Annotated in this window: 16 protein-coding genes; 4 read left to right on the top strand and 12 right to left on the bottom strand. The window is 60.8% G+C overall.

The genetic code is table 11. The features are described 5' to 3' along the window. Positions 1–224: 224 nt before the first annotated feature. The 11 genes from RLW41_RS11980 to RLW41_RS11930 form a co-directional block, all read right to left on the bottom strand. Positions 225–458 (bottom strand): hypothetical protein, encoded by a 234-nt coding sequence (locus tag RLW41_RS11980; protein ID WP_409561949.1) that lies wholly within the window; start codon positions 456–458, stop codon positions 225–227. Between the two features lie 207 nt (positions 459–665). Then, a complete protein-coding gene (locus RLW41_RS11975) occupies positions 666–1,496 on the bottom strand; it encodes a pentapeptide repeat-containing protein (RefSeq protein ID WP_409561948.1) in 831 nt (276 codons plus the stop codon). Between the two features lie 127 nt (positions 1,497–1,623). Further along, entirely contained in the window at positions 1,624–3,273 is a 1,650-nt protein-coding gene (locus RLW41_RS11970; RefSeq protein WP_409561947.1) for a phosphoethanolamine transferase, read from the bottom strand. A gap of 110 nt (positions 3,274–3,383) precedes the next feature. After that, positions 3,384–4,154, bottom strand: coding sequence for an N-acetylmuramoyl-L-alanine amidase (locus RLW41_RS11965; protein WP_414461568.1), 771 nt, complete (start codon positions 4,152–4,154; stop codon positions 3,384–3,386). Then, complete coding sequence (locus tag RLW41_RS11960) at positions 4,151–4,879, bottom strand: TerB family tellurite resistance protein (RefSeq protein WP_409561945.1); 729 nt, start codon at positions 4,877–4,879, stop codon at positions 4,151–4,153. The genes RLW41_RS11965 and RLW41_RS11960 overlap by 4 nt, the downstream gene beginning before the upstream one ends. A 163-nt stretch (positions 4,880–5,042) precedes the next feature. Further along, complete coding sequence (locus RLW41_RS11955) at positions 5,043–5,381, bottom strand: DUF2852 domain-containing protein (RefSeq protein ID WP_414461567.1); 339 nt, start codon at positions 5,379–5,381, stop codon at positions 5,043–5,045. 95 nt (positions 5,382–5,476) lie between these two features. Beyond that, positions 5,477–5,950: a DUF2852 domain-containing protein gene (locus RLW41_RS11950; protein ID WP_414461566.1), complete on the bottom strand. Its 474-nt coding sequence runs from the start codon at positions 5,948–5,950 to the stop codon at positions 5,477–5,479. A 116-nt stretch (positions 5,951–6,066) separates the two neighbouring features. Continuing rightward, entirely contained in the window at positions 6,067–6,276 is a 210-nt protein-coding gene (locus tag RLW41_RS11945; RefSeq protein ID WP_013945958.1) for a hypothetical protein, read from the bottom strand. Between the two features lie 161 nt (positions 6,277–6,437). Then, positions 6,438–7,091 carry a TetR/AcrR family transcriptional regulator gene (locus RLW41_RS11940; RefSeq protein WP_414461565.1) on the bottom strand — a complete coding sequence of 218 codons (654 nt, stop codon included), beginning with the start codon at positions 7,089–7,091 and terminating at the stop codon, positions 6,438–6,440. A gap of 42 nt (positions 7,092–7,133) precedes the next feature. Beyond that, on the bottom strand, positions 7,134–7,793 hold the full coding sequence (locus RLW41_RS11935) for an extensin family protein (protein WP_409561942.1): 660 nt from the start codon (positions 7,791–7,793) through the stop codon (positions 7,134–7,136). A 505-nt stretch (positions 7,794–8,298) separates the two neighbouring features. Next, positions 8,299–9,075: an alpha/beta fold hydrolase gene (locus RLW41_RS11930; RefSeq protein WP_409561941.1), complete on the bottom strand. Its 777-nt coding sequence runs from the start codon at positions 9,073–9,075 to the stop codon at positions 8,299–8,301. Between the two features lie 103 nt (positions 9,076–9,178). On the opposite strand from RLW41_RS11930, the gene RLW41_RS11925 reads away from it, so the two are divergent. The 4 genes from RLW41_RS11925 (at position 9,179) to RLW41_RS11910 (ending at position 11,850) form a co-directional block, all read left to right on the top strand. Next, on the top strand, positions 9,179–9,421 hold the full coding sequence (locus RLW41_RS11925) for a zinc-finger domain-containing protein (protein WP_414461564.1): 243 nt from the start codon (positions 9,179–9,181) through the stop codon (positions 9,419–9,421). 25 nt (positions 9,422–9,446) lie between these two features. Then, on the top strand, positions 9,447–10,640 hold the full coding sequence (locus tag RLW41_RS11920) for an FAD-dependent monooxygenase (RefSeq protein ID WP_414461563.1): 1,194 nt from the start codon (positions 9,447–9,449) through the stop codon (positions 10,638–10,640). Then, a complete protein-coding gene (locus RLW41_RS11915) occupies positions 10,634–11,080 on the top strand; it encodes an NUDIX domain-containing protein (protein WP_414461562.1) in 447 nt (148 codons plus the stop codon). The genes RLW41_RS11920 and RLW41_RS11915 overlap by 7 nt, the downstream gene beginning before the upstream one ends. A gap of 86 nt (positions 11,081–11,166) precedes the next feature. Then, complete coding sequence (locus RLW41_RS11910; RefSeq protein ID WP_013945951.1) at positions 11,167–11,850, top strand: MarC family protein; 684 nt, start codon at positions 11,167–11,169, stop codon at positions 11,848–11,850. A gap of 6 nt (positions 11,851–11,856) precedes the next feature. Here RLW41_RS11910 and RLW41_RS11905 read toward each other — a convergent pair whose 3' ends face one another. Beyond that, positions 11,857–12,636 carry a gamma-glutamyl-gamma-aminobutyrate hydrolase family protein gene (locus tag RLW41_RS11905; protein WP_414461561.1) on the bottom strand — a complete coding sequence of 260 codons (780 nt, stop codon included), beginning with the start codon at positions 12,634–12,636 and terminating at the stop codon, positions 11,857–11,859. Between the last annotated feature and the right edge of the window lie 74 nt (positions 12,637–12,710).

The raw sequence follows: 12,710 nt of genomic DNA, 5'->3' as shown, positions 1-12,710 counted from the left end.
CGGCCGGTTCGGAACGCGCGACGCTCACGCCGCTAAAGGCGTCCTCAACGCATGTACGGCCGACTGAGCACATCATAAACGAAGTTCGTGAGGCGCAAGTCAAGTTCCTATTAGTCAAATCTGGCAACTGCCGGAAAAGACGTCTGGATGCCTATTGGGGCTGGGGCAGCGAAGAACAGGACACACCCTGTCATCCTTGGGAGGAGCCGAGGACGAGAGCGCCACTACTGGCGCAGTGCCGCCGCGCGCCGGGCAACTTCCGTCGGGCTCACCTCTCCCGCGTCGACCAGGGCGTTGAAGCAGCGTTCCGATAGCCGCTTGCCGACCGAGCGCATGCACTGGCGAACCTCGGGGCTGTCCGAAGCGAACTGGCTGCAATAGGCATAGTAATCACGCGAGCAGGCCAGCTTGACGTGCAGGCTGACCGCTTCAGCGCCGGTCGCCCAGACAGAAGCCACTGCGAAAAATCCAACCGCAAACGATGCACATGGACGCAAACGGACAACTCCGCTTAGCTTCGACATTTCAGCACCCTGGTGTGGCATGAGGTGTTAACAGCCTGACAATAAACCCTTTAACAAAGGTTAATAGCAGTTTGCGATTTGTTTAAAGATGGTCCGATGTCTAGCAAACGCCAGCCTGACGTCGTGACATCTGAACATCGCTTATCTGACGGCGCGATCAAGATTGACGGCCTGATCGAGACCTTTGGCCTGAGCAATGCCGATCGCCCCCACGAAATTGGCGCCATCGAGATCGGCGCGCGTAAAGTCGGCACCCGAGATATCCGCACCTGAGAAATCCGCTCGCGACAGGTCCGCTTCGGTGAAGTCCGTGCCTTTGAGATTGGCGCCGTTGAACCGGGCGAACCAAAGTACGGCTCGCGTCATCTTCGCGTCTTCGAGACGCGCCCCAGAGAAATCGCAATACTTGAGAATGTTGCGATACGTCGTGGCAAGCGTTCCCTCACCCGGCCGGCCCTCAAGCGGATAGAAGTTGGCGTGAAAAAGGTTTGCGCCGCGAAAGTCGGCGCCGGACAATTCCGCCTGAACATGAACGTCTGTCAGATTGGCCCCGGTGAAATGGGGCGCATCTTGAGTGTTTGCTGAAAGATCCGTGTAAATTGTCGGCCTGAGAATTGTCGCGCCAGTCAAGTCGGCACCCGAGAGGTCGGCACGGATCAGCACCGACCGGTCCAGACGCGTATGTGACAGATCGGCTCCTTTCAGATTAGCACCGGTGAAGTCCGTGCCATAGAAATCCGAATGCGCCAGGTTCGCGCCTTTGAAATTCAGTTCCGACAGATCAAGGTAAACGAGAAACTTGCCTGAGAGATCGGGCCGGACGCCCGGCTTGGCTTGAAAAAGCAGAGTCGTGATGGCTCGGGCGTTCATTTCCGGCTTTTCCGGAACCGGGCCGATCGGCTGTTCAGCCCACGCCACCATCGGGCCGCAGATCACAGCCAGAAAAGACAACGCGGCAAGAATTCGACCCATGCTCAAATTTTCCAAGCGCAATCCATATACGGATCATGCATGAGTCCGGATGACCCGAGGATATCATTTTCGTCGCGCCTGGGTGGTGAAATCGTCGCGTCACAACCTGTCACGCTACGTTATCTCGTTATGGCGTGAGCTGCCCATAAGCTTTTCGCGTTCGGTTGCGGCAGCCCGCGAATAGATCGAGCGCCGGATCATAAACGCGCGTCTTCACGTTCATGATCCCAAGGGCAGAATGAAAAAGATTGTCGTGACTGACTCGCTCGCTCGCGTGCGCCACCATGCAGGACTGATCGATGCCGCGCGATTCACGCAGCGTCGGTGACAGCCACACCACCATCGGCACGTGTATCTGCGCTTCAGGCGCCAGCGCATAAGGCATGCCGTGAAGGTACATACCGTGCTCGCCGAGGCTCTCGCCGTGATCAGACACATAAAGCATTCCGGCATCGACGCCGCGGTTTTGCGCATCTGCGAGCACGCCGATAAGCCGCGCCAGAACGTGGTCTGTGTAGACGAGCGTATTGTCGTAAGCGTTGACAATCGTCTGTAGCTCGCACCGGCTGAACTGCGCGTCTTTGCAAGCCGGCGTGAATGTCTCGTATTGCGGCGGATAGCGCCGCCAGTACGCAGGACCGTGACTGCCCATCATGTGCAGCACGATGACCTCGTTGTGCTGCATCTTCTCGATGCGTTCCTTGAGACCATCGACGAGAATATCGTCGTAGTTTTCGGTGCTCGGAAAGAACGTCGGAACTTTGTGTCCGGTCAGAGTTTCGGTTTCAATGCGTGCGCAGACGCCCTTACAGCCCGCTTGATTTTCACGCCATAGCACATTCACGCCCGCTCGCTTCAAGACATCCAAAAGGTTCTGGCGCGTCTCCGCCTTTGCATTGGTGAAGCCGTCGTGGCCGTAGCCTGAAAACATGCACGGCACCGACTGGGCGGTATCGGTTCCGCATGAATAAGCATGCGGATAATTGATGAGGTCCGGCACCTTGGAGAGTTCCGGATTGGTTGGCCGCGCGTAACCGTTGAGCGCGAAATGATCTGCACGCGCAGTTTCCCCGACGACGATTACGAACAGCGACTTGCGCGCCGGATTCGACGCTGCCGCCTGATACGCATCTTCGCCGTAAGGTGCGGCCACCTTGACCTGCTTACGCCCTTCCCGCCGCCAATACGTCGTAACCGCCGAGATGTAGTTCAGCGGCGTCAGCGTCATCTTCAGTTCGCGATGCTCGCGGCCGAGCGAAAGAATATTGCCTAGGAACGGCAGCACCACCGCGACGCAGATGACAGAAGCCACCGTCGCGTATTTGAGTTTCGCCAGCGTTTCATCGCGCCACGACCGCTCCATCCACGGCACGAGCCAGAATAGAACGCCGGGCACAATCCCGAGAAATACGACGTACCCGATGAGCTTCCACGTGACGAGATCGCCCGACTCGCCCCTGTCCGTCTCAAGGATATTTCGCACCATATGCGCATCGATGAGGATGCCATACTCGCCCATAAAATACGCAGCCGCCGCCGTCACCGGCAGCAGAACGAGAACGAGCACACGCAGCAATGGCTTCAGCGAAACGGCAAGCAGCGCAAGATACGCGATGACAATAGTCGCGACACCAACCGCGCCGACAAACACCCAATCGCTGAACCGATGCGGCGCGACGAGGTTCAGAAATTTGTGCCAGAACGGCCGGTTCAGAACCAGCGCGACGTAGACGGCAACGATAAGCGCCAGAATTTCCGGCCGCCGCGGCTTAAACACTGTCTGCCCTGCTTCGGTTGTTTGTGCCGAGTTTCGCCGAGCCCCGGCCGGCGAGATGCGCTGCAATTCGTCAGCACACTCCCGGCATCAACATCACCGCTGAAGTTGCGTCAAGCAGCAGCCGGCTTCGACGATGCCGCAATAAGGCGTTCGAGCGTGCCTTCGGTCGAACGATCGAGCCGTCCGTCCACCCGGCGTGGCCTGAAATGCAGTTGAAAAGCCTTGAAAACCTTTTCCGTATCGGCGTCCAGTACGCCACTGGCGTCGAGGCCATATCCGTAGGCGGCAAGATTTTTCTGTGCATTGAGAACACGCGGACCTTCGGCGCCAAGCTCCAGCCCCGGATCGTCGGCCCGAACGGGCAACGGCCGGACCCACAGCCCCAGACCTTCCCGCGCCATCAGAAGCCAGTTGAACTTCTCGCCCGGATCGATCTTCCGCCCTGGCGCCACATCCGAATGCGCCAGAATGTTTTCAGGCCGGATATGATTTCTGGCTACGATATCCTTGGACAGCGCAATAACGGACCGCATCTGCGCTGCGGGAAAATCAGGATAGCCGTTCTGATGTCCAGGATTGTGGATCTCGATCCCGATCGAGTGCGAATTGATGTCCGTTTCGCCCTTCCAATTGGACACGCCCGCGTGCCACGCCCGGAGTTCTTCCGGCACGAGCTGCGTCACGACACCATGCTCGTCCACGACGTAATGGCAGGACACGCCGCTTTCCGGCCGCGACAGCCAGTCGATCGCTTTCGCAGCCGACCCTATGCCGGTGTAATGCAGAACGAGCAGCGACGGCTTTACGCCGCCGCGTCGCGGCTCCCGATTATGGGCCGTACAAACCGCATGCGTCAGCGGCGTATCCGGCTCGAAGGTCACGGAGTGGGTTCCAGCTCGCGCACCGCCCGCTGACCACGCTCTTCAAGAATGGCTTCGTAAGCCGCCGTGATCGCCGCCAGCCGCCGTTCGGCCCCGGCAAGAAACTCCGGCGGTACGCCCTTCGAAACGAGCGCATCGGGGTGGTGGCCTTTGACCAGTTCGCGATACCGCGCCTTAAGCTCGGCATCCGAAGCGAGCGGCGAAACGTGCAGCACCTCGTACGGGCTGTCGGCATCGAAGACGAAGCCGCGGCGCACGCAGCGGAACTCCCCTTTGCTCAAGCCGAAGATCTCGGCGACGCGCTCAAGGTACTTGTCTTCGCCGGGGTGCAAAACGCCGTCCGCGCTCGCGATATGGAAGAGGCTTTCAAGCACCGAGACCTTGATCTCGGGCTGGCCTTCGAGAATGTGCGCGATCTGCGAGGCGTACGTCTCGTATCCGGCCACATCCCGGCTCGCGAGTTCATAGAGCTTGCGTACGTGCGCGCACTCGCTTTCCGGCACCTGGAATTGGCGCTTGAACGCTTCCGCTTCGATCGGCAGCGAAACGCCGTCCGCCTTGCTCATCTTGGCCGCCAGCGCCACCACCGCGATCGTAAATGCAACGCGTGATTGTCCAGGCGTCTGCGCGCCGTCGAAGCCGAACGCCTCCTTGAGGTGTTCAAGCGCCGAGCGCAAGCCTCCACCATACGCAACAACTGCGTTTTTCAAAAATTGCCAGGCCATGATCGTCCGTGATTTTCGCCTCGAACAAGCCCGTCCGCCGTGACGGCCCTAGCGTTCAGCATAGCCGAGCCGGTACGGTAACTCCCCTAAAATATCAGCAACATGGGCGAAAAAATGGGGAATTTCTGCTATGCAGACGGGGCGCGCCGCCACGCCCCGATCGTCAGGCCGCTGGCCCGTTTTCTGCACGCCGCGATTTAAGAAACGCCTCGAACGCGGCGGCGTCGGCCGCACGCCGCAACCCATCGAGATACTTGCGGAATTCCTCCGCCTCAGCCTCGAGCTTCCGCAAAGTCGCGCGCCGATAATCATCGAACGCCTCATTTCCGAAACGCGCCGGCCGTGTTGCCTCCGGCCTTTCCTTCATGCGAGAGGCGCTGCCGCACCGCCGCCTGCGGAACGCCTTCGTCAGAATCACCGCTGCAAACGCCAGGAAGAGAAAGCCGACGACGTGAAACAGAACGAAAAACGGCAAGAAGATCAGATGGTGAAGATGAAACATCGAGTCCGCTCCGCGTGGTTGGGCACACCGAATGAAAAGCCGGAAAAGATGAAGCAGGGCGGCCACGACAGCCACCCTGCCTTATGTCATGGAAATCAAGTCGTGGGACTGGTACCGGGTTCCTGTCCAGGTTCCGGACGATCGCGCCTTTCAGCCATGAACTGGTCGAACTCGGACTTGTCCTTGGCCTGCCGTAAACGCTCCAGAAATTCCCGAAATTCGCGCTCTTCGTCTTCGAGCCGTTTCAGCGTTGCTTCGCGATAATCGTCGAAGGCCTTGTTACCGCTGGAATAACCGCCGCCTCTAGGTCCATCGCCTCTGGGTCCATGGCCGAAGCCGCCGAATTTCTCTTCCATTCGGCATCGCGCCCGCTCGAAACGTTCCGCCATCCGGTTTTCCCAGCGTTCGCGACCCCGACCACCGTGCCATCCGCAGTTCATGCGTCCACTCCAAAGCATATAGGCCAGGATGACAGCCCCAACCGGCCAGAAGACGATGAACCCCAGAACCATCGCGGCAAGCCACGCGGGCCTGCCGAAGTCATCGAGTGTCTGCACCACTTGCGTCATTGCCACCCTCTCCTCATTCAGGATGTAAATGTATTTTACATTCACATACGTGGGACGGCAAGGGGTGAGTTCAAGGGCTGGCCGCAGCTATCGCGTAAAAAAGGTTCGCGACAGGCTCACCGGCCGCCGCGCATCCGCTTCATCACTTCAATGGCGATCTCGTTCTTGAACGCATAGGGATCGACCACGACCCCCAGGATCGTCTGGCAATGCGGGCAAACATAGCTCGCCCCGCTGAAAGTGTTGCCCGCCATGTTTGTAATACCGATCTGCTCGGCGCGAACGTTGCCAACGACGTTTTGACATTTCGGGCATTTGCCGGGCATCGCGAACTCCTGAAGACGTTTTTAAAAATCGCATTCAAAAAATCAGACACGTCTGAGAAACGAGGATCAGACGACGGCGATTCAGCCGTTACCGAGTATGCGGATCATCGCGGGAGCGGCAATGATCCCAAGGGGGAAACCGCGCAGCTTTAAGCGGGCTATCAACCGCTGTTTGCTTTTCTAACGCCCAGCCCGTCGAGATAGATCAGGACGGCGGCGTCGAGCAGGTCTTCGGGCGTCATCGGGATCGGCCGGCGCGCCTCGTCGCCACGGGCAAAGAGCGAGGCAATCCCGTGCGCCTCAGCCCAAATGTGAAGCGCCATCATCATCACCGGCGGCCGCTTGGCCTCCGGCATCGTCGCGACCAGGGCCGCACATCCGTCCTTCAGCACATCAAACGCCCGCTCCCCTGCCACATGCAGATCAGGAAAAGCGGCGAACGACAGACCTGATTCGAACATCGCCGAATATTGCGCCGGTTCCTGCCGCGCGAAATCGAGATACGCCTTGCCGACACGCTCGAATGCCTTGAACGGATCAGGCGCACCGCCCGCCCAGGCTTGCCGCAGCTTCGCTTCGAACTGCTCGAACGCATGCCGCGCGACATCTGCCATCAGCGCGTCGCGGTCGCGATAATGCCGATAGGGTGCCGCGGGGCTCACGCCAGCCGCCCGCGCCGCTTCGGCAAACGTAAATCCGGACGGCCCCTTTGCCGCGATCAAATCAAGCGCCGCCTTCATCAAGGCTTCGCGCAAGTTGCCGTGGTGGTAGCCACGCCGGTGGCCGCTCGGTGGCGGATCGTGATCCCAAGTCATGGGGCGCTTCTAGCGGATTTGCGCGCACTCTGCACGCGGACCCTACTTGCAGATATGCATCAACCCGTCGCGGCCGTGGTGCGCCAGGTCGAGATGAAAATGATTGCTGTGCAGGCTGTTGTAGTTCGGACCGAGCACTGTCGTGAAATAAGCGCACGATCCGTCATGCACGACCCTCAGAAAGGCTTGTTCCGCCCGCGACCCATTCCAGCCGCGCTGGACGCTGATCGTCGTTCCGTCGGCGAGCGTGAAACCGCCGACGTCGATCGCATTCGCGTAGGCATGCTCCGAGATCATCGCCCCTTCGACATTGTTCATCGGCCGGCAGGAATAAGAGGCGAGCACTTTGATGCCGACAAGCTCCTGCCGGAATTGATAACGCGCCGCCGGTTCGACGACTTCCTTCACCCAGCGGTCGAGTTGCGGGATCATCGGACAGCGCAATGCCGCCGGCGGATTGAACGCGACCCGGCCGTTGTCCGCCGCCGACATCTCGAATGGTTCGACAGCGCCGCAAACGCTAGGACCACCCAGCGCCGAGCGCGCTCGCACGAATGCCGTCTGCCGCACCACGCCGGATGCCAAACAGGCGCGCTCTTCTGGCGTGCGCCACGGATCGTCTCGGACTTGAAAGCTCGGCCCTGTCGTTCCGCAGCCCCAAAGCAGACCGAGCCCTGAAATCATCAGGACGGCCGTGGGCACAAGAACTCGGATACGACGCGGAACCATGACGGCGAGTAAGCGGAGTTAACGTTAACGGCCGGTTAAGGAAGTGTGAGATCCACCCGGAAAACAGTTATATCGCTGGCTTTTCAGACGGATTTTGGCCGCCGGCTTGACGATGAAAAGACCGACTGCGGCGGTCCGGAGGCGGCGCCGTCATGTGGCAGTCAAGTCGCACAAAGTTGCAGCGCCAAAGTTATCCACAGTTAAAGCCGCGCCGACACACGCCTGAAATCGCCGCGTCATTGAGCAAGGCTATTTCGCAAGCGCTCCCGGAGGCGCTACCGGCCTCGAACTCGTATCGCGTGCGAGACCGGAATGAGTGCCGTCCCCGCGTCTTCGATCGGACTAGTACCGCGTACCGGTCCGAAGACGCACCATCGGGACAGATAAGCGCTTGCCGAAGCCACTCGCCTCGGCAGGAGCGTGTGCCCTGAGGACCTTCGAATCGGCCTAAGCGATCAATCCCCCGTGCCGGTCCGGTTCATCGGTCCCCAGGGCCACCGTTTCCCTCGAAAAATGCCAGCGCCTCGGACTTGAACGATCGGTCGCCGACGGCCCGATTGTGATCCTTGCCCGGAATTGTATAGGCCCTCGCACCGGAAATGAGCTTGGCAAGCTCCTCCGCCGATCCGCCAATGACGTCCTCGTCTCCCACGGCAACCAGTACCGGAACCGAGATTTCCCCGATCATCTCCGCCGTGATCGGCGCACGCGACGACCGTATGCACGCCGCCAGCGCCTGCAGATCGCTCTTCGTCTGCTCGGCAAAAGCGCGGAACGTTCGCGCCGTCGGGTTGGTCACGTCCGCGATGCTCGGCGCTTCGAGCGCCCGCGCGATGGGACCGGTCCCGGCCATTCCACGCACCATGTTGATGCCAAGTCCGCCGAACACGACGCGCGCCACCCGATCGGCATGCGTCAACGCCAGAAACGCTGAAATCCGCGCGCCCATCGAATATCCGATGACGTTCGCTGTCCTCACGCCGACATGGTCAAGCAACCGCCGCGCATCTTCCGCCATCAGCGGCGCACCATAATCGACAAGCTCGTAAAGCTTCTGACTTTGCCCATGACCGCGGTTATCAAGCGCGATGACACGATATCCGGCGCGCGTCAGAAATGTCACCCAGCCGGTATTGACCCAGTTGGTCTCAACGTTCGACGCAAAGCCATGGATGAGCAGAACCGGGGGTTTGTCGCCGCCGCCTCCGGTGTCGAGAAATGCGATGTCGACCCCGTCGCTGTCGAAATGGTCCATGCTGCCGCACTCAATTGCCCGAAAGTTTTTTATGTCCCCTACCATCCCCGCCGCCACGAGGATATGGTGCGGCCAAACATCTCCCATCGCGGAAGGATGAAGCATGGCCGGAGCCGTAATCCCGCACTTTGCCAACGACGTTGGCGCCGAGCGAATCTTTGTCCGGGTGAAAGAATTCAACTGCATGGGCGCCCGGCCGCCCTTTGATCATCCGCACGTCTACCTCGACATGGGACAGGACAATCAGATCCTGTGCCCCTACTGCTCGACGCTGTACATCTACGATCCGCGCCTGAAAGCGACCGAGAGCGATCCCAAAGACAGCCTCGTCGCAGACGCCGCTTGAACTCTAGACACGTTTCGGAATTCGCGTGACCGGCTCCCAACGCCCGAGCGCCCTGATCGCCGGTGGTGGCATTGGCGGCCTCGCGACCGCCCTCGCGCTCGCCCAGCGCGGCATCGACGTTCGCGTTTGTGAACGCCGCGCTGAATTTCCCGAAGAAGGCGCCGGCATCCAGATCGGCCCCAACGGCACGCGCATTCTGCAACAGCTCGGCGTCGCGGAATTTCTGGAAGACAAGGTCGCGAGCCCCGACACGCTCGTTGTCCATGATGGTGCGTCTGGCCGCGAGCTGACGCGCTTACCGCTCGGTTCGTGGCTTACCAAGCGCCATGGTGCTCCATACTGGACCGCGCATCGCCGCGATTTGCATTCCGCGCTGCGAACGCGCGCCGAAAGCGAGCCGCGCATCACGCTATCGCGCGCGACTGAAATTACCTCTTGCCGTGACGAGCCGAATGGTATCGCCGCGGTCGATGCATCAGGCGAAGTGTTGAGCGCTTCGCTTCTCGTCGCGGCGGACGGGCTGTGGTCCACGCTCCGCCGCGGCATCGCAGGCGAATCGGCCGTTCCGACGCCCGTCGGCAAAACCGCCTTTCGCAGCGTCACGACAGCGGAAAACATGCCGCCCGAACTTGCGCGCAACGCCGTCCATATCTGGCTGTCGCCGGGCGCACACGCAGTGCATTATCCCGTCACCGGCGGACGCGACGTCGCCATCGTCGTCATCGCCGACGATCCGGCGTTGAGCGAAGACTGGGACGCACCTGCCGCCACCGACGCCGTCAAAGACAAAATGAAATCCTTCGCGCCGTCGCTTCGGTCGCTGGCGTATAGCACGCAGACTTGGCGGCAATGGTCGCTCTATCGTCTGCCACCCCTCACACATTGGACGTCGGGCCGCGCGGCACTCCTCGGCGATGCCGCGCATCCGATGCTGCCGTTTCTCGCGCAAGGCGCCGTCATGGCACTCGAAGACGCTGTCGCGCTGGCGTCGTCCATCGCGGCTTCGAACAGTGAACTCGAACATGCGCTTCAGAACTACGAACAAGCCCGCCGCCCGCGCGTTAGCAAAGTTGTCGAGGCTTCCATCCGCAACGGGCGCATCTATCATATGCATGGCCCAACAGCACTCGCCCGCAACGCGGTCATGAAACTGCGGCCGCCCGAGCGCGTCATGGCAGGCTTTGATTGGCTCTACGGCTGGACCTCGAAATCATGCTGAGCCGCCTGAAATCTTTTCTCGCGCGACGCGCCGATATCGTCACGCTCGGCGCTCAAGGCCTGATCATCGACGACGCCTCGCGCGTACTTCTCATTCGTCACGGCTATCGTCCCGGCTGGCACTTTCCTGGCGGCGGCATCGAGCATGGCGAAGACGTCGAAACCGCGCTCGCACGAGAGGTGCTGGAGGAAACCGGCATTACCATCACCGCACCACCGCGTCTGATCGGCATCTATTCCCACTTCGATGATTACCCCGGCGATCACATCATTCTTTTTCTTATTCGTCATTGGCAGCGCGACGTCATGCCCGAAGCCAACGCCGAAATCGCCGAACAGCGTTTCTGCACCCTCGACGATCTGCCCGAACGACTGTCGCCCGGCACGGACCGGCGGCTGAGGGAAGTTTTCGGCGGAACAGAACAATCACTCAAGTGGTAGTCCGTTCGGCCGCACTATCGCGTCAGCGCTATCAAGGCTAGAAGATCGTCCTTCGATCTACCCGGGGCGTCCTTTAAGCGAAATCCATGGCTTACCTCAGCGGCATCATCACGAGTTTTCTCGTTGCCTTTCCCGCCTTGTTCTCGATCGTCAATCCGCTCGGCGGCGCGCTGATCTACAGCCAGATCACGCTCGGTCGCCCGCATCCCGAACGTGTCTCATTGGCGTGGCGTGTCGCGACCTATGCTGCCATCGTCATGCTCGTCTCGCTGCTCGTCGGCGCAACGTTGATGAGCTTTTTCGGCGTCGGCATCGATGCTCTACGCGTCGCGGGTGGCACCGTCGTCGCTGTCTCCGGCTGGCGCATGCTCTACAATCCGCAAGAGACCGAAGACCGCAAGCAGGACCATGCGTCCGGCACCAACAGGGCCGCCGCATGGGGCAGCGACGTTGCGTTCTTTCCGTTGACCATGCCGTTCACCACGGGACCCGGCACGATCTCGGTTGCGATTGCGTTGAGCGCCAACCGGCCACGCGAAGCCGCCGAGCTGCTGCCGTTCTTCGCCGGCACCTGCGGGGCAGCTATCGCCGTCGCGCTGACAGTGGGCGCCTGCTATGCCTACGCCGACCGCCTTGTCTCACTGCTTGGCCCAGGCCGCGCCCGCATCCTGACACGGCTCTCAGCGTTCCTGCTGCTCTGCATCGGCGTGCAAATTCTGATGACCGGCATCCAGGGCGCTCTGCAGGCGACCCTCACCTCAGTTCATTGAGGAACGTCAGCCGGCCTGCCGCGCCATCTCGGCGACGCGCTCGGCGGCTTCCTGCATCGTCGCGCCTCTGAGCAGCAATCCGAACCACGCGAAAAGCTCGCGCGAGTTGGCATTGTCCGCGACACGCCATTCAGGATGCCATTGCACCGCCAGGATTCGCTCGCCGGACTTCGGCCGAATGCCCTCGACGACGCCGTCGGGACTCGTCGCCTCGACGGCGAGCTTGCTGCCGAGATCGCGGATGCCCTGAAAGTGGACCGAATTGACGGTGATCGACGGCGCGCCCATCACGCGTTCCAGCACGCCCTCTGGCGCTAGATCAACAGGATGCTCAAACGCGAACATATCCGCAAACGCCACGTCGGGCGCCGCATGATGAACCTGCTCGCGTCCGGCGGCACCGAGGTCCGGCCTGAGCGTCGCGCCATAGGCAACCGCGACTTCCTGAAAGCCCCGGCAGATGCCGAGCAACGGCCGGTTCTGCTCAGCCGATTCCGCGATCAGCCGAAACGACATTGCATCGCGGCCGGGATCGAACGGCCCTTCACCTGCATCAGCGCTGCCATAGAGCTTCGGCGCGACGTTCGACGGGCTTCCCGTCAGCATGACGCCGTCCAGACGACTAAGGATCGAAGTCGCATCCATGATGTCCGGCAGCGACGGCACCAGCACGAGATCCGCCTCCATAAAAGGCGCGACCTTGAGATACCGCTCGGCAACGCCCTGAAACGGATCATCCGGATTGCGCTGGCAGCAAATGACACCGACGAGAGGGCGCTTGGACATGGAATGAAACCTTGAAGGATGGCGCGATGTGCCGCCCATATGGCATTGCGAAGCGTCGGCGGCAATGGACGGCG

The organism is Hyphomicrobium sp. DY-1, assembly GCF_047497105.1.
In the GTDB taxonomy this organism is placed as follows: domain Bacteria; phylum Pseudomonadota; class Alphaproteobacteria; order Rhizobiales; family Hyphomicrobiaceae; genus Hyphomicrobium_B.
This window is presented reverse-complemented; position numbering and strand designations above follow the sequence as displayed.